16 protein-coding genes are annotated in these 16,261 nt (G+C 67.4%); 9 read left to right on the top strand and 7 right to left on the bottom strand.

Translation table 11 applies throughout. The annotated features are described in order from the left end of the window. Positions 1-28 precede the first annotated feature (28 nt). A complete protein-coding gene (locus E2C06_RS20385) occupies positions 29-466 on the bottom strand; it encodes a MarR family winged helix-turn-helix transcriptional regulator (protein ID WP_133290455.1) in 438 nt (145 codons plus the stop codon). A 75-nt stretch (positions 467-541) separates the two neighbouring features. Here E2C06_RS20385 and E2C06_RS20390 point away from each other — a divergent pair, with 75 nt between their 5' ends. Together E2C06_RS20390 and E2C06_RS20395 are read left to right on the top strand one after the other, a co-directional pair. Beyond that, the gene (locus tag E2C06_RS20390) at positions 542-952 is read left to right on the top strand and encodes a VOC family protein (RefSeq protein ID WP_133290456.1); all 411 of its coding nucleotides are present in this window, start codon (positions 542-544) and stop codon (positions 950-952) included. 116 nt (positions 953-1,068) lie between these two features. Next, positions 1,069-1,542, top strand: a complete 474-nt coding sequence (locus E2C06_RS20395) for a VOC family protein (RefSeq protein ID WP_133290457.1) — start codon at positions 1,069-1,071, stop codon at positions 1,540-1,542. A 363-nt stretch (positions 1,543-1,905) separates the two neighbouring features. On the opposite strand, the gene E2C06_RS20400 is transcribed toward E2C06_RS20395, so the two are convergent. The 5 genes from E2C06_RS20400 to E2C06_RS20420 form a co-directional block, all read right to left on the bottom strand. Continuing rightward, a complete protein-coding gene (locus E2C06_RS20400) occupies positions 1,906-2,940 on the bottom strand; it encodes an IS110 family RNA-guided transposase (RefSeq protein WP_133290458.1) in 1,035 nt (344 codons plus the stop codon). A gap of 307 nt (positions 2,941-3,247) precedes the next feature. Beyond that, positions 3,248-4,456, bottom strand: coding sequence for an HPP family protein (locus tag E2C06_RS20405; RefSeq protein ID WP_206664616.1), 1,209 nt, complete (start codon positions 4,454-4,456; stop codon positions 3,248-3,250). A gap of 229 nt (positions 4,457-4,685) precedes the next feature. Then, on the bottom strand, positions 4,686-5,747 hold the full coding sequence (locus tag E2C06_RS20410; protein ID WP_133290460.1) for a Bug family tripartite tricarboxylate transporter substrate binding protein: 1,062 nt from the start codon (positions 5,745-5,747) through the stop codon (positions 4,686-4,688). A gap of 27 nt (positions 5,748-5,774) precedes the next feature. Further along, positions 5,775-6,734, bottom strand: coding sequence for a Bug family tripartite tricarboxylate transporter substrate binding protein (locus tag E2C06_RS20415; RefSeq protein WP_165982519.1), 960 nt, complete (start codon positions 6,732-6,734; stop codon positions 5,775-5,777). A gap of 100 nt (positions 6,735-6,834) precedes the next feature. Then, complete coding sequence (locus tag E2C06_RS20420; RefSeq protein ID WP_133290462.1) at positions 6,835-8,178, bottom strand: LLM class flavin-dependent oxidoreductase; 1,344 nt, start codon at positions 8,176-8,178, stop codon at positions 6,835-6,837. Between the two features lie 582 nt (positions 8,179-8,760). Between E2C06_RS20420 and E2C06_RS20425 the strand changes: the two genes are divergently transcribed. The 7 genes from E2C06_RS20425 to E2C06_RS20455 are packed head-to-tail and all read left to right on the top strand — an operon-like array spanning position 8,761 to position 15,424. Continuing rightward, positions 8,761-10,281 (top strand): phosphatase PAP2 family protein, encoded by a 1,521-nt coding sequence (locus tag E2C06_RS20425; protein ID WP_133290463.1) that lies wholly within the window; start codon positions 8,761-8,763, stop codon positions 10,279-10,281. Next, positions 10,278-11,075 (top strand): ABC transporter ATP-binding protein, encoded by a 798-nt coding sequence (locus E2C06_RS20430; protein WP_133290464.1) that lies wholly within the window; start codon positions 10,278-10,280, stop codon positions 11,073-11,075. Before E2C06_RS20425 ends, E2C06_RS20430 begins: the two co-directional genes overlap by 4 nt. Then, positions 11,072-12,142 (top strand): ABC transporter substrate-binding protein, encoded by a 1,071-nt coding sequence (locus E2C06_RS20435; RefSeq protein ID WP_133290465.1) that lies wholly within the window; start codon positions 11,072-11,074, stop codon positions 12,140-12,142. The genes E2C06_RS20430 and E2C06_RS20435 overlap by 4 nt, the downstream gene beginning before the upstream one ends. Continuing rightward, positions 12,139-12,939 (top strand): ABC transporter permease, encoded by an 801-nt coding sequence (locus E2C06_RS20440; protein ID WP_133290466.1) that lies wholly within the window; start codon positions 12,139-12,141, stop codon positions 12,937-12,939. The genes E2C06_RS20435 and E2C06_RS20440 overlap by 4 nt, the downstream gene beginning before the upstream one ends. After that, positions 12,936-13,703 carry an ABC transporter permease gene (locus E2C06_RS20445; protein ID WP_133290467.1) on the top strand — a complete coding sequence of 256 codons (768 nt, stop codon included), beginning with the start codon at positions 12,936-12,938 and terminating at the stop codon, positions 13,701-13,703. Before E2C06_RS20440 ends, E2C06_RS20445 begins: the two co-directional genes overlap by 4 nt. Before the next feature lie 27 nt (positions 13,704-13,730). After that, the gene (locus tag E2C06_RS20450) at positions 13,731-14,561 is read left to right on the top strand and encodes a TauD/TfdA dioxygenase family protein (RefSeq protein WP_133290468.1); all 831 of its coding nucleotides are present in this window, start codon (positions 13,731-13,733) and stop codon (positions 14,559-14,561) included. Positions 14,562-14,581: 20 nt separating this feature from the next. Next, complete coding sequence (locus tag E2C06_RS20455) at positions 14,582-15,424, top strand: CmcJ/NvfI family oxidoreductase (RefSeq protein WP_133290469.1); 843 nt, start codon at positions 14,582-14,584, stop codon at positions 15,422-15,424. A 21-nt stretch (positions 15,425-15,445) separates the two neighbouring features. On the opposite strand, the gene E2C06_RS20460 is transcribed toward E2C06_RS20455, so the two are convergent. After that, positions 15,446-16,252 carry a MetQ/NlpA family ABC transporter substrate-binding protein gene (locus E2C06_RS20460; protein ID WP_133290470.1) on the bottom strand — a complete coding sequence of 269 codons (807 nt, stop codon included), beginning with the start codon at positions 16,250-16,252 and terminating at the stop codon, positions 15,446-15,448. Positions 16,253-16,261: the final 9 nt, after the last annotated feature.

Consider the following 16,261-nt stretch of genomic DNA (forward strand, 5'->3'; position numbering starts at 1 on the left):
GCTTTCGGGAACCGGACAACGGACGCCGTCAGGAGAGCGCACGCAGGCCGGTGCGAAGGTGACCCGGGTCGGCCAGGAGGCGCTCCGCCTCGGCCTGCGTCCGCTCCCAGGCGGGCAGGGCGCACGCGAGGAGGGTGCGGCCGAGCTCGGTCAGCTCCAGGCGCCGGCTGCGGCGATCGGCGCCGTCGGGCGTAACGGCGAGGAGACCGCGGCGCTCCAGCGGCTTCAGGTTGGCGGTGAGAGTCGTGCGGTCCATGGCGAGCAACGACGCGACCTCGCCCATGGCCGGCGGCTCCGGACGGTTCAGTGCCATGAGCAGGGAGAACTGGCCGCTGGTCAGCCCGAGCGGGCGCAGCGCCGCGTCGTAGCGCCGCGCCAGGGCGCGGGCGGCGCGCTGGGCGTGCAAGCAGAGGCAGGCGTCGCGGACGCGGAGAGTGACCTCGAAGGGGAGGAGCGGCTTTGACACGGAGCATATATGTTGATATCAACTCTTCCGGTCAACCCCGAAGGGGATCGGGGGTGGCGAAAAGAGGGAAACGACATGACGGTGCAGCCCTACTTGTTCTTCGAGGGCCGCTGCGAGGAGGCGATCGAGTTCTACAAGGACGCGGTCGGCGCCGAGGTGCTGATGCTCTTGCGCTTCCGCGACTGCCCCCAGCCCGCACCGCCGGGCATGGCCGCCCCGGACCCGGAGGAGGTGATGCACGCGAGCCTGCGCATCGGCGGGACGGAGGTGCTGGCGTCCGACGGGCGGTGCAGCGGGACCGCGGCGTTCAGCGGCTTCGCGCTGTCACTGACCGTGCCGGACGAGGCGGTGGCCGAGGCCCGGTTCGCGGCGCTGCTCGAAGGTGGGCAGGTGGTGATGCCCCTGGCGAAGACCTTCTACTCGCCGCGCTTCGGGATGATCAGGGACCGGTTCGGCGTGCTGTGGATGGTCATCGTCCCAACCTGACCCCGGTCCTCGGGGCCGGAGCGGGATGCCCGGCTCGGCCGGCGCGGACGGGCGCCCCCGTAGAACAAGGCCAAGCGGCCACCGGAAAGTCGGCTTCGGAGCAAAAGGACGGGCCATTGCCGAAGAACACGATCTGCCTCTGGTACGACAAGGATGCCGAGACCGCCGCCCGCTTCTACGCCGGTGTCTTCCCCGACAGTGCGGTGGGCGCCGTGCTCCGGGCGCCGGGCGACTACCCGGCCGGCAAGGCGGGCGACGTGCTGACGGTCGAGTTCACCGTCGCGGGCATCCCGTGCCTCGGGTTGAACGGCGGGCCCGCGTTCCGGCACAGCGAAGCCTTCTCGTTCCAGATCGCAACCGCCGACCAAGCGGAGACCGACCGCTACTGGGACGCCATCGTCGGCAACGGCGGCCAGGAAGGCGCGTGCGGCTGGTGCAAGGACCGGTGGGGGATCTCCTGGCAGATCACGCCGCGCGCGCTGACCGAGGCACTGGCGGCCGGCGGCGCTGAGGCCAAGCGCGCGTTCGAAGCCATGATGACCATGAGGAAGATCGACGTCGCGGCGATCGAGGCGGCGCGCCGCGGCTGACGCGTCGTCGCCCCTTGCGGATCCAGCCACCTCCAAAGCCATACCCGGCGGAAGTGGGCGGTTAGCAGCTTTAGGGGCGTCGATAGCCAAGCGTCATGTGTGGACGGCCCCTTTGACGCAAGGGCGATTTGACGATTGGCGCCGCGGTCGGGTGCGGTCATGTGTCCGGCCTGTCTGCGCGGCACACGGCCGCTGGCCCTGATGCAATCCGCGACCTGGCTCCCAATCAGATTTGCGCGCTCTGAGGCGCGAAACGCTTGGCGGGTTCTGCCTGGTCCCGGCTTCGACCGGTTCGCCATCACGCCACCATCGCCCTCACGCACCCGCCGGTCGCGGCGACCTCCGGCGGGGAACTGTCGAAGCCTATGCGCCCGCGTGCTGCGGGAATCCCCGCTGCGGGCGGTAGCTCTCACCCCGCGCCAGCAGCGCCCAGACGATCCGTGCCGTCTTGTTGGCCTGCGCGACGGCCGCGACCATCGTCGGGCGGCGCTCGATGAGCTCCGCGAGCCAGCCCTCCCGTGCCTTGATGCGGGTATGGCGGATCACCGCGGTCGCCCCGAGCACCAGGAGGCGCCGCAGGTAGTGGTCACCGGCCTTGGAGATGCCGCCCTGTCGCGGCTTGCCGCCGGTGCTGTTCTGCTTCGGCACGAGCCCAATCCAGGCCGCGAAGTGCCGCGCCGAGGCGAAGTTCGACACGTCGCCCACCGTGGCGACGACCGCCGACGCGGTGATAGGCCCGATGCCTGGCACAGCCGCCAGGCGTCGGCTCGCCTCGTTCTCCTTGTGCCAGGCGACGATCGCCGCCTCGATCTCCTCAACCCGCTTGCCGAGCGCTTCCAGTTCCGCCGCCAGACCTCGCAGCGCCTGCCGTGCCAGCGGCGGCAACGTGGCCTCATCCTCCCCGAGCAGCACCGCCAGCAGCTCCGCGACGCGGCTGATCCCCTGCGGCGCCACGATGCCGAACTCGGCCAGGTGCCCGCGCAACGCGTTCACGAGCGCCGTGCGCTGGCGAACCAGCAGATCCCGCGTCCGGTGTAGCATCAGCACTGCCTGCTGGTCCGCCGTCTTCATCGGCACGAAGCGCATCGTCGGCCGGGTCACCGCCTCGCAGATCGCCTCGGCATCGGCCGCATCGGTCTTGCCGCGCTTGACGTACGGCTTCACGTAGGCCGCCGGGATCAGCCGCACCTCGTGGCCAAGCGCCCGGATCTCGCGCGCCCAATGATGCGCCGTGCCGCAGGCCTCGATGCCCACAAGGCACGGCCGCAGCGCACGGAAGAAATCCAGCACCTCGGCGCGCCCCAACCTGCGCCGCAGCACCGCGTGGCCAGTGGCGTCAACTCCGTGCGCCTGGAACACGCGCTTGGCGATGTCCAAACCAATCGTGGTAATCTCCATAGTGGACGGCTCCTCTGCTCGCAGACCTCAACAGCCGCGAGCCTGGCACTGCGATGCCGCTCGGGGGCCGTCCACCGCATCAGTTCCACTCCCGAAAACAGACGCAGGAGCGTTGCCTCCGAGCTCGGTTTCGAGCTGCTACTGGGTATCTACCCCACTGGCTCGTCTGGCTTACTTGGCCAGACTGCTTCCTCCGGGGGGCGGCTCGTCACCCACGGACACCATTCGTCGGAGCGGCGCTGGAAGCCCGCTTGCATCCTGGGGCGCGACACCGCAGGCGGTCGGGCATCCCGAACGCTGAAGGCGCTCAGCTGGCCTCTTTGAGCGAGGATCCTGCCAAACGAAAGGAAAGGACAGTGCCCGGCCCATCCGCCTCGGCCAACCGGCCGCGATACAGCGCAGCCACGAGATCGGACTGCGCCACCATGCCGGCCAACCGGCGTTCCTGATCGATGACCGGAAGCTGGTGCAGTCCGGCGGCCATGAGGGGCACCAACGCGACAACATGTGCGTCTACGCCAATCGTCCGGACCGGCGCCGCCATAATCTGGCCGACGACCTCGGGCTTCTCAGAGAACATGCCCGCGGCCGGTCGCAGGAAGCGAGAAAGGCGGCCTCGTAGCCCCTCAAGGCAGTCCAGGTCGGGATGTTTCACGAAGTCGGCCAGCGTGACGATGCCGATGACCCGCCGCGCCCTGTCAAGCACGGGCAACCCGCTGACCCTGCGCCGCCGCAGCAGCGTCCAGGCTTCCTGCAGCGGCGTGCCGAACTCCACCGCAGCGACGTCTCGGGACATGATCTCCGCGCATGTCATCTCGCCGAGCCGACGATGGTAGGATTCCATCTCGGCCTGCTGAAACAGGCTTTCCAGGTCGGCGCGTGCAACATCCAATAGTTGGTCATGGCGCCGGAGCACGGCATCCAGATCGGCAGTGGAGAATCCAAGTCGCTGCGCTGGGGTGGGATCCTGCGTCTGATGATTGTGCGCTGGCTTCAAACCATGTGGGTAGCGTCGACCAGCCAGGTTATTGAAGACGATGGCGGCCAGGAGCAGCAACACCGAATTCACGCCCACTGGGTTGATGGCAAATGCCCAGTCTGTACCCTGGACTGCCGGGCCGCCGGTTGCCGCTAGCAAGGCGACAGCTCCGCCTGGCGGATGCAAGCAACGCAGTGCCAACATGATGCCGACTGCAGCGGCTACTGCTACAGGCGCCGCGAATAAAGCGTCAGGGATCCACTTGGCGCAGGCAATGCCGACAACCGCCGAGATTACATTGCCGCCAAGCATGGGCCAGGGCTGTGCGAGCGGACTGGCTGGCACGCCGAACAGCAACACGGCGGAAGCTCCCATGGGCGCGAGCAGCAACGGAAGAACTCCGTTAGGCTCTACCACCAGGCGAGTGGCCAAGCTGGCCATGAATAGACCGAACAGCGCGCCACCGCAGGCACGCAGCCGCTCCGTCCAACTGATCTGCAATGGTGCCGGCAGCAAGGCACGCAGGAAGTCGCTCACGGCCAAAGCTCCAAGCCATGGCCTTCGTGCACGAGGCTCAAAACCAGGCAGAGACGATCTAAGCAGGGGCGGCGTTCATACAGTGCTGGTCGGAAACAGCAACCGCACGCGCTTGCCCGGCTCTTAGAAACTGCGATGGCTGAGCCCTCGCATGGCTGCTTAAACGGCGGTGGCGGCCGGCTCCGAACCTGTGTTGGTCGGCTCGAGCGACTGCACACTCGGGCTTCTTTTAGCCCGAGAGCCCAACCTCACGCGCGAAGGCGCGCCGCGCTGCCAACTCCCGCGCCAAGCGCCGCACCGCCGTGTCACCGGTCTCGAAGATTGCACGGTTGCCGTTGCCATTCGCGACCGCGCGGAAAGCGTCACCTTTTATCGCCTCGGCCAGCACCGTCCGCAACCGCTCGACAATCGCGGTCGGCGTCGCTAATGGTGCCAGCATACCGTTCCAGATTGTGAAATCCGGCTCGCTCAATCCAAGCTCAGCGGTCGTCGGTACCTCCGGCAGTTCCGGCATGCGGCCGTGGCCTATTACCAGCAGCGGACGCAACCGGCCTTCTCGGAAATGAGGTCCGGCCGTTGCGTAGTCGGCGCTGCCGATTTGCACATGACCGGCCACTAGGTCGGCAAGCTGCGGCGCCGTGCCGCGGTAGGGCACCTTGGTCAGTTCCAGGCGGAAATGCCGCGCCAGCTGCTCCACCGCTTGTTCCGAGACCGAGCCGCTGCCGGTAGTGCCGAAGGCCAGCGGCGGCCGGCGCGGATCCTGGGCTCGTGCCAGAAGCGCGCCGAAATCCTCGATGCCGAACGACGGATGAGCCCAGAGCACGCTGACTGATTCGACGAACAGGCCGATCGGCACGAAATCCTGCAATGGATCGAACTGCACCGCTTCGCCGAGGGCGACGACGCTGCCGATGAAGGCCGTGGTATTGGCCACCAGCAGCGTATGACCATCCGCTGCGCTGCGGGCAACATGCTGCACACCGACCGTGCCGGTAGCGCCAGTGCGGTTGTCCACGACCACCGGCTGGCCGAGCAGCGGCGCCAGCTCCCGCGCCACGGCCCTGCCATAGGTATCGGTCGGGCCGCCGGCCGGCCAGGGTACGACGACACGCACCGGGCGACTAGGCCAACTCGCATCAGGCTGCGCTGTGGCAGGGCGGATCAGAGCGGCGGCGAGGCTGCCGCCGAGCAGCGCGCGGCGGGGGAGTTGCACCGGCCGGTCCTTGGCCGAGAGCTGGTCATGCGTGGTGCTCGCTAGATGAACGGCGAGGATCTCGGACTTCCGGGTCATGGCACGATCTTTCGAATAGCGGCGCTGCTAGGCACCGAAGCTGCGAACCACCGGGGCAAAAGCCTCGCTCGCCTGCCGCGCGCGGGTCCGGAAAGCCTCCGGCCCAAGACCGGTGATGGCGAAACCGAGGCCGGTCAGTCGCTCCGCCACCGCCGCTTCGCCGAGCGCGCCGGCAAGCGCGCCGTGCAGCCGTGCCACCACCGCGGCCGGCGTTTGCGCCGGAGCCAGCACGCCCTGCCAGGAGTCGACGTCGAAGCCCGGAGCGACGGTCTCGGCCAAGCTCGGCACCTCAGGCAGCGCCGGGTCCCGCGCCGAAGTGCAAATCGCCAGCGGCAGGATGCCGCCCTGGCGCACCTGCTCGGTGATCGCCGGCAGCGTGATGACCAGCGCATCGGTGCTGCGCGCCAGCAGGTCGGCGATGGCCGGACCACCGCCGCGATAGCTGACATACTCCACCCTGAGCCCACCCAGCTGGCGGCCCAGCAGTTCATGCACCACCTGGGCGATGCCGCCCTGCGCCGGTAGGCCGATATTCAACGTGCCCGGCCGGGCACGCACCGTGGCGACATACTCCGCGATGTTGCGGAAAGGCGCTGCCGGGTGCGTCACCAGGATCTGCGCCGCGCGCACCGCCTGCGTCACCGGGGCGAAAGCGGTTTCGAAGCCGATGCCGGCCTGCGGCTGGGCCAGGCTGGCCAGCACGATGGCATCGCCAGTGAGCAGAAGCGTGTGGCCATCCGGCTCGGCCCGGGCGACTTGATGTGCGGCTAGCAGGCCGTTGGCGCCACCCTGGTTCTCGACCACCACTGGCTGCCCCAGGCGGCTGGCGAGGGCGGGGGACAGAATGCGGGCCAGGGTGTCGAGGCTGGCACCGGGCGACGAGGAGACGACGAGGCGGAGCGGACGCTGCGGGAAGGCGACGGCGCGGGCCTGGCGGGTAGCCATTACGGTAGCCGCGCCGGCCAGCAGGTGGCGGCGTGCGAACATCGGTGGGAACCTTCGATGCGATGAGGGGGCGGGCGGGGACGCGGTTAGCCGGTGCGCCAACACCGCGCCCGGATGCCGTGCCAACCACGTGACAGCCGCATCATGAGGCGCGTCGCTGCGGCAGGGCAGCGAAGCGGCTCTCCGGCCGAGGCAGGCCGTAGTGGTCACGCAGCGTCGAGCGGGCATACTCCTCGCGGAACAGGCCGCGGCGGCGTAGCAGCGGCACCACCTGGTCAGCGAAGGCCTCGAAGCCGCCGGGCAACCAGGGCGGCATGATGTTGAAGCCATCTGCCGCAGCCTGGGTGAACCAGGTCTCGATATGGTCGGCGACCTGTTCCGGCGTGCCGGCCAGCACGAAATGCCCACGGGCACCCGCCAGCCGGTGCAGCAGGCCGCGCAAGGTCGGCTTCTCCCGGTCCACGATGTCGAGCACGACCTGGAAGCGGCTCGCGACGGCGCGCGAATTGTCGGGCGCGATCAGATGGCGCGGAAAGGGCGCGTCCAGGTCGTGCCCAGTGAAATCCACGCCGAGCATCTGTCGCAGCTGCTGCAGCGAATAGCCCGGCTGGATCAGGTCGTTGAACTCCGCCTGCAGCCGCTTCGCCTCGGCTTCTGTACCGCCGATGAAGGGGCTCAGACCGGGGAGCACCCGGATATGCTCGGGCCGGCGGCCGAGGCCCAGCGCGCGGGACTTGATGTCGCAATAGAACTCCTGCGCGCTGGGCAGGGTCTGATGCGCGGTGAAAATCGCCTCCGCCCAGCGTGCGGCGAAGCCGCGGCCATCTTCGGAGGATCCGGCCTGGACGTAGACCGGTCGGCCCTGCGGCACGCGCGGCACATTCAGCGGCCCGCGCACCGTGAAGTAGCGGCCCTCATGGTCAAGTCGGTGAATCTTCGCGGGATCAGCATAGCGGCCGCCTACCGGATCGGCGAGCACCGCGTCGTCCTCCCAGCTGTCCCAAAGGCCGGTCACCACCTCAAGAAACTCCTGCGCCCTTGCATAGCGCTCAGCGTGCGAGGGATGCGCGTCGAGGCCGAAGTTGAAAGCCGCCGCATCGTTGGTCGTTGTGACGATGTTCCAACCGACCCGGCCGCGGCTCTGGTGGTCCACCGAGGCAAAGAGGCGCGCCAAGTTATAGGGCTGATGATAGGTGGTCGAGGCCGTGGCGATCAGCCCGATGCGACTGGTGGCAGCGGCAATGCCAGCCAGCAAGGTGATCGGCTCCAGTCGGAAGCGCGGGGCGTATTCGATGTTCTCCGCCAGCACCGGGCCATCGGCGAAGAATACCGCATCAAAGGCTACCTGCTCGGCCTGCTGTGCCAGTCGCTGGAACCAGCTGACGTCGGTGAGCCGAGCTATCTCGGCACTGGGATAGCGCCACGCTGCCTCATGATGCCCGTCCGGGTAGATGAAAAGGTTGAGGCTGAGCTGGCGGGTGGGCATCGGATGGATTCCTTGCCGTGCGGCGGCGCTGGGTGAGTTGGGCGGCGGACACCAGTGCTCCCGACATAAAACATCATTCGACATCGTTCAATGGATTTGACTCCTTTCTTTTATCGTGAATTGATGGTTCACGACGATGCTCATCCGCGTCGTCGGGCGGAGAATTCATATGATCGAAAGCCACTCGGGGCTCTCCATACGGCCACTTCAATGTTGTTGAAGCTGCTGGCCCGAATTCAAATTTTGCCACAGTCTGTCTCGATGAAGACGACAATGAAGCACGACATGCAACTGCCTTTCCTGCCTCGATGTCGCCCACCTGAGTGTCCAGGACTAATTCACGAAATTAAATAGGACATTACGATGGGTAGCTTTGACGAGCCGCCTTCCGGGCGGCGCGCGATACTTGCCGGCACCGGATTTACACTGGCGGCACTCACCTTGGCCGAACCGCAACTGGCTTCGGCCCAAGGTTCGGTCCAGGGCACTCCGGTGAATGGTCAAGCGGATTCTGGCGATCTCACACTGCATCGGGCGCGAGATCTTCGCATAGCACTGGCGCAGCGGTCGGCCGCAGCACCAGTGCTGGCGGCACCCGACAACGGGGACGAGGACCGCTACTCGAACCGTATCGGCGCCGACCATCGCGGCCTGCCGCATGATGCACGGGGCGAGGTGGATCCGGCCGCCTGGAATGCGCTGACGAAGGCTCTCGCCAGCCGCAGCTCGGCAGATTTCGAGGCGATCCCGCTCGGTGGCACGCGCCGCTTGGTAGGGCCGCTCACCACGCTGGCCAGCAACCTGCTCGGCCTGCAGCCCCGCCAGTTTGCTGCCCCGCCGGCACCGGCGCTAGCCAGCGCCGCACGTGCGGCGGAAGCAGTGGAAATCACCTGGCAGGCGCTGCTGCGCGACGTACCCTTCGCCGAATACCGCAACGACACGCGCCATTCGGGTCTGCTGACAGCTGTGGACGAATTGAACCGGCTGCATGAATTCTACGGTCCGCGCAGCGGCGGCCAAGTGACGCCCGAAAGCCTGTTCCGCGGCAGCGTGCTGTACCGCGACTTGGCCGATTCCAGCGGCAAGGGCGGCCGCTGGGCGGTCCCGCCGGGTACGCTGGATGGCCCCTACGTCTCGCAGTTCTTCTACCGGGACATCCCGTTCGGCGCCCAGAGCTTGGCCGCCCGTATTCGTACCTACGCTCCGACCAACGAATTCCTGACTAATCCAACGGAATGGCTGCACGTACAGAATGGCCATGCTCCGCGCGGCCGCATCGCGCATGACCCCCTGCCGCGCTTCGTCGCTACTGGGCGCGACCTCGGCAGCTATGCGCACGGAGCGCAGGGTTTTCGCAGCGCGGCGACGCAACTGTTGTTCACGCCAGCTTCGGCCGGCGGGCTGTACCCGGCCGCGCAGCCGCCACTGGCGCTGAACGACCCCTATCGCCGCCTCACCCGCCTCGCCGCCTCCTCCGGCGCCTTCAGCGGTCCTTACGCCCAGAGCCTCGTCGAGCTTGGCACCTCGCTCGGTATCCGCGTCGCCTACCACCATAAGTGGTGGACGGCCCGTGTACTGCGACCGGAAGCCTTCGCCGGTCTGGTGCAGCAGCGGTTGGCGAACCAAGCGGCGGACTACCCGATCCACGAGGCCTATCTCGGCTCACGCGCCCTGGAGCGGAGCAGGGCGACGCACGGGAGCTTCTTGCTCGGCCAGCTCTACCCCGAGGGCGCGCCGCTGCACGGTTCCTATCCCGGTGGTGCGGCGATCGCCGCAGCAGTGACGGCGACCCTGTTGAAGGCCTTCATCGACGAAGCGCGGGAATGGCCCGACCCGGTGCAGCCGGACCCGCAGGACCCGACCCGGCTGGTGACCTGGAAGGGGCCAAAGCTGACCCTCGGCGGGGAACTCAACAAGTTCGCGCTCAACTATGCCTCTGGCCGCTCCTGGGCCGGCATCCATTGGCGCAGCGACGCAGCTGCCGCCTTTGCGCTGGGCGAGGAAGTGGCAATCGCTTTGCTACGAGAGCAACAGGAGAGCTTCGCAGAACCCTTTGAAGGCTTCGCCTTAACACGTTTCGATGGCACGCAGGTGACGCTATGAGCGCGGCGCTGTCAGCCCGTGGTGTGGTCCGTCGATTCCAGCTCGACCGGCGGGAGGTGGTGGCGCTCGCCGGCATCGATCTGGATGTCGCGGCGGGCGAATTCATCGCCATCCTTGGTGCCAGCGGGTGCGGCAAATCGACGTTGCTACGGCTGTTTGCTGGGCTCGATGCGCCGGACGGCGGAGAGGTGATGCATCGCGGGGAACGGATTACCGGACCCAGCCTCGCCCGGGGGATCGTCTTCCAAGAGCACCGGCTTTTCCCCTGGCTGACCGTTCGGCAGAACGTCGCCGCCGCCCTGCTGAACGCTCCAGGCCCTGCCAGCGAAAAGGCCCTGACCGTTCAGGCTCTGATCCACTTAGTTGGGCTGCACGGTTTCGAGGAGGCTTGGCCGCACCAGCTCTCGGGTGGCATGGCCCAGCGCGCGGCGATCGCCCGTGGGCTCGCCAACCGGCCTGACGTGCTGCTGCTGGACGAACCCTTTGGCGCGCTCGACGCACTGACCCGCGCCCGTCTGCAGCAAGAGCTGCGGCGGATCTGGCAGCGCGAGCGCACCACCACGCTACTGGTCACCCACGACGTGGATGAGGCTTTGCTGCTCGGCCAGCGGGTTGTTGTAATGACGCCGCGGCCCGGCCGCATTGCTTGCATTCTTGTCCTGCCACCGGACCTGCCGCGCGACCACGCCAATGCAGACTTCGCCCGGCTGAGGACACAGGTGCTCGGCATCCTCGACGCCGCCGATCCTGCCCAGGCCTCGCTGCGCACCCTCATCCCGGAGACCGCCGCATGACGTCCCCCGATCGCCGTGCCCTGCTGGCCGCGAGCACTGCAGTCCTGTTCGCCCCGCGTGTCCTGCGCGCGCAGACCCGTACCATCCGAATTGGCTTTGCCTCCATTGGCGCCGGCAACCGCCAGTACAGCGGCGGATCCTTCGTCGCCGCGTCGCATGCAGAGGGCTGGCTGGACCGCGACCTTGCCGGTGAACGCAATGTCGAGATCCGCTGGTTCTTTTTCGCCGGCGCTGGTCCGGCAGTAAACGAGGCGCTGGCCAACAATCAGCTCGATTTCGCCTTGCAGGGCGACCTGCCGTCAGTGATCGGACGGGCCAACGGCCTGCGAACAAAGTTGATCCTGGCAAATGGGGTGAACAATCCGATCTACCTGGCGGTCGCGCCTGACAGCGACATCAAAGGCATCGCCGACCTGCGCGGCCGCAGCGTCGCCTGGCATCGCGGCACCAACCTGCATTTGACGATTGCCAAGGTACTGGCGGCACATGGCCTGGCGGAGCGCGACCTCCGCGCCGTCAACATGGATTTCGCAGCCGCCGACGCGGCGCTTGCCTCGCGCAGCGTCGAGGCGGTATTCGGCTCGCCAACCCTGTTCTCACTGCAGCGGCGTGGCTTGGCAAAGATCATCTACACGACCAAAGGTGACAACCCAGCCTATGGCCGGAACTCCCATGTGCTGGTGCAGGAAGCCTTCGAGCAAGCCAATCGCGAGCTTACGGGGCGCATCATTGTCAGCTTCCTGCGCAGCGCCGATTGGGCCTCCAGGGAGGAGAACCGCGAGGCACTGTTTGAGATTTGGAGTAAGTCCGGTTTCCCCGTGGAAAACTACCGGGATGATTTTGCCGGCCTGCCGCTGACCGTCCGCAACACCCCGATCATCGATGACTTCCTGCAAACGCAGTACCGCATCCAGGCTGAACAGGCGCTGGAACACCGGCTGGTGCGCCGGCGCGTCAATACCGCCGACTGGTTTGACATCAGTTACCAGGAGGCCGGTCTGCGCGAGCTCGGCCTCGAGCGCCGTTGGACGCGGCGGGATGCCGAAGGGCGGAACATCGCGGCGTGAGCGACTTTGCCCTATCCCTGCCCGTATCGACTGCACCGCGGCCCTGGCGGTTCCCGGCTTGGTCAACGGCGCTGCTGCTGCCGGCACTGGGGCTGGTGCTCTGGTTAGCGGCCGCGCGCTTTGGCTGGCTGGCGCCCAACATGCTGCCGGCGCCGCAGGACGTCTGGCTGACGCTGCAGGACCTCGCCAGCAGCGGCGAGTTGGCTCAACATGCGCTGTGGTCCATGGGGCGGGTCGCCCAGGGCTTTACCACGGGTGCCGGGCTCGGCCTCGTGCTCGGCATCGGCATGGGACTATGGCCGCGCTTCGAAGCGCTGCTGCGGCCGAGCTTCCTCGCCATCGTGCAGGTGCCGGTCATCGGCTGGGTGCCTCTTTTAATGCTGCCACTTGGCATCGGCGAGACGTTGGAGATCGTCATCGTCGCCAAGGCGGCGCTGGTGCCGGTCACACTCAACACCCGGGATGCAATCCACGCTCTACCACGACCGCTGCTCGAGGTGGCTGCGACTTTCCGCTACGGCCGGCTGCAGTTACTGCGGCGTGTGGTGCTACCGGCCACCGTGCCACCAGTCTTCACCGGGGTGCGCTACGGGCTGACCAGTTGTTGGAAGGCGCTGGTGGCGGTGGAGCTACTCGCCTCCTCCGAAGGGCTCGGTTACCTGCTGGTTTGGGGTCGTCAGATGTTCCAAATGGATCTGGTCATCGCCGGCGTGCTGCTAATCGCCGCTATCGGCCTGATATTTGATACCGCGCTGGCAGCAATCGAGCGCCGGCTGCAACGCTGGCGGCCAGCATGAGCGGATCGCTGCCCTCTCGCTGGCTCGGGGCGCTGCCGCCAGTTGCGCTGCTGCTGGCTTGGCAAGGGGCGGCCAGCATTGGATGGGGCGACCCGAGACTGCTGCCGCCGCCGGGAAGTGTGCTGGTCACCGCCTGGGCGCGCCTAGCCGATCCCGGTCTGGCCACGGCACTTGGCGTCAGCCTCGGCCGCTGCCTTGCCGGCTTCGCCCTCGGCGCCGCACTCGGCCTTGGCTTCGGGCTGCTCTGCGGCCTGTCCGGCGCTGCGGCGCGACTGGTAGGTCCCAGCTTTCATGCCCTCAAGAACGTCGCCGTCTTCGCCTGGATTCCGTTGATCGCGCTGTGGTTCGGCATGGGCGAGGAGGCGCGGCTGGCCTTCATCGCCGTTGCCGTGGTGACCCCGGTTGCGCTCAACGTTTGGGAAGGCATCGCCGGCACCCCGCCGCTGCTGCTGGAGGTAGGTGCAGCGTTCCGCTTTAGCTCATGGCAGCGGCTGTTTCGTATTCGGCTGCCAGCGGCGCTGCCTTCCATCCTCACCGGCCTTCAGCTCGGGCTGATCCATGCCTGGCTGGCGACGATCGGTGCCGAATACTTCCTTGCCAAGGGCACCGGCCTCGGCGGGCTGCTGATCGAAGGGCGAGACCGCTTCGACATGGCCCTGCTCATCCTCGGTGTCGTGCTGCTTGGAGGCATCGGCATGCTGCTCAATCAGGCGTTGTGGCGGCTAGCCGTGCGGCTGACCCCTTGGCGAACCACACCCGCCTGACCAAACCACCAGGGAGAGAGAAGACCCATGTCCTACGACGCCATCCAGATTCACCGCATATCGCCACATGTTGGCGCCGAGGTGCGCGACATCGACATCACACAGCCACTGAGCAACGCCCAGGTGGACCAGCTGCACCGAGCGCTTGGCGATTTCGGCGTGCTGTTCTTCCGCGACCAAGCCTTCACGCACGAGACGCAGAAGGTCTTCGGCCGCTATTTCGGCGAGCTCGACATCCACCCGAACACGCCGGGCCCGGAAGGCCACCCGGAGATCCTGCCGATCCACGCCGATGCGAACAGCAAGCGCATTGCCGGCGAACGCTGGCATTCCGACGTCTCCTGCTTCCAGACCCCGCCGCTCGGCAGCATCCTGCACCTCAACACCGTGCCGCCGATCGGCGGTGACACGCTGTTCGCTAGCCTGGCCGCGGCTTACGAGGCGCTGTCGCCGAACATCAAGGCCTATCTCGAAGGCCTGACCGCGACGCATTCGGGGGAGCGGTCCTACCGCCGCACCAACCGGCTGCTCGGCATCGACGACAGCGCGCGCGTCCATCCAAGCGCGGTGCATCCGGTGGTGATCCGCCACCCGATCAGCGGCCGGCGCGGCCTCTATGTCAACCGCGGCTTCACCGTGCGGATCAACGAGGTGCCGGAGGAGGAGAGCGACGCGATCCTCGCCTATCTCTATGCGCATGCCGAAAAGCCGGACTTCCAGGTGCGCTTCCAATGGCAGCCGAACTCGGTCGCCTTCTGGGACAACCGCGCGGTGCAGCATCTGGCTGTGTGGGACTACTTCCCGAACACCCGCAGCGGATCGCGGGTAACCATCAAGGGTCAGACGCTGGCGGCTTGAACCGAGGAGGAGCAATGAGCATGAGCATCACACTCGAACGCCCGACGACCCTGCCCGACGTGGTGGCGGAGCTGAACTACCTGGCACTGACCGCGGGCCGCCCGCGGACCTATACCTTCGAACCGCCGCCCGGCGAACCGCGCAGCACGGTCAAGCCGGAGCCGCACCAAGTCACCATCCACAATGCGCGGAAGATCGTCGGCGAGGTCGGACTCGACACCACTGGCTTCGGGCTGATCGAGCACCGGACGGCGGTGACCGATTTCGGCGATGAGGCGCAGATCCGCGATATCTACTATCCCGAGAGCATAGAGCTCATCAAACGCGCCACCGGTGCGAGCCGCGTCTTCATCTTCGACCACACGCTGCGCCACCGCATTCCCGGCCAGGAGGATTACCGCGACGGTCCGCGCCAACCGGCGACGCGGGTGCATGTGGATCATACCGAGAAGTCTGGCCCGCAGCGGGTGCGCGACCTGCTGCCAAATGAGGCCGAAACGCTGCTGAAGGGCCGCGTGCAGGTCATCAACCTGTGGCGGCCGATCAATCACCCTGCGGTGGACCACCCGCTCGCCTTCGCCGATGCCCGCAGCTTCCCCTTCGACGACTACGTGCCCTCGGACCTGGTCTACCCGCACCGGGTCGGCGAGACCTACAATGTCCGCTACAATCCGGAGCACCGTTGGTACTACGTGCCGCAGCTGCGGACCGACGAGGCGCTGCTGATCAAGTGCTATGACAGCAAGACCGATGGCCGCGCCCGCTTCGTGGCGCATACCGCCTTCGATGACCCGACGACCCCGCCCAGTGCCCCGCCGCGCGAGAGCATCGAGCTGCGGACTCTGGTCTTCCACACGGAGTGAGTGGCGATCTCCCGGGCGCCATCAGGTGCCCGGGATGACCGCGCCGCCGAAGGTCGTCTCGATGAAGTCGCGCACCGCGGGGTGGCGGTAGCCCTCCGCGAGGCGGCGCGCCCAGGATTGTTCCGCATCGGCGCGGCGGACCACCACCAGCACGGTATAGACGCTCTGCGCCGTCTCCCGCGCCAGCGCGTCCCGCAGCGGGTTCAGCCCGGCGGGCACGGCGAAGTTGCCGGTGATGGCGGCGGCATCCACATCCTCCAGCGCGCGGACGATGCCGGCCGCCTCCAGCTCGACGATGCGCAGCCGCTTCGAGTTCTCGGCGATATCGGCCACCGTCGCCCGGTGGTCGGCGCCCGGCCGCAGGCGGAAGGCTCCGGCCTCGGCCAGTAGCAGCAGGGCGCGGCCGCCATTGGTCGGGTCGTTCGGGATAGCGATGCGGGCACCGCTCGGCAGGGCATCAAGGCTGCGATACTTGCGGGAGAAAATGCCCATCAGCGTCAGGACCGTCTTGCCCACGGGGACGAAATCGTAGCCACGCTGGGCCCGCTGCGCCTCCAGGAAGGGCAAATGCTGGTAGGCATTGGCGTCGAGGTCGCCGGCCGCCAGCGCCGCATTCGGCTGGATGAAGTCGCCGAATTCGACGGCGCGGGTGATAAAGCCGTCCTGCGCCAGCACCCGCTGCACCGCCTCGAAGGTCTGGGCATGCACTCCCTGGGTAACGCCGACGCGCAGCGGCCGGGCGGCGGTGCCCAGGGCGGCGCCGGGGGCCTGGGCGGCGGCGAGGCCGGGCAGCAGGGCCGGCAAAGCGAGCAGGGAACGGCGCAGCATCGGTCTTGT

Source organism: Dankookia rubra (assembly GCF_004355005.1).
GTDB classification, from domain to species: domain Bacteria; phylum Pseudomonadota; class Alphaproteobacteria; order Acetobacterales; family Acetobacteraceae; genus Paracraurococcus; species Paracraurococcus ruber_A.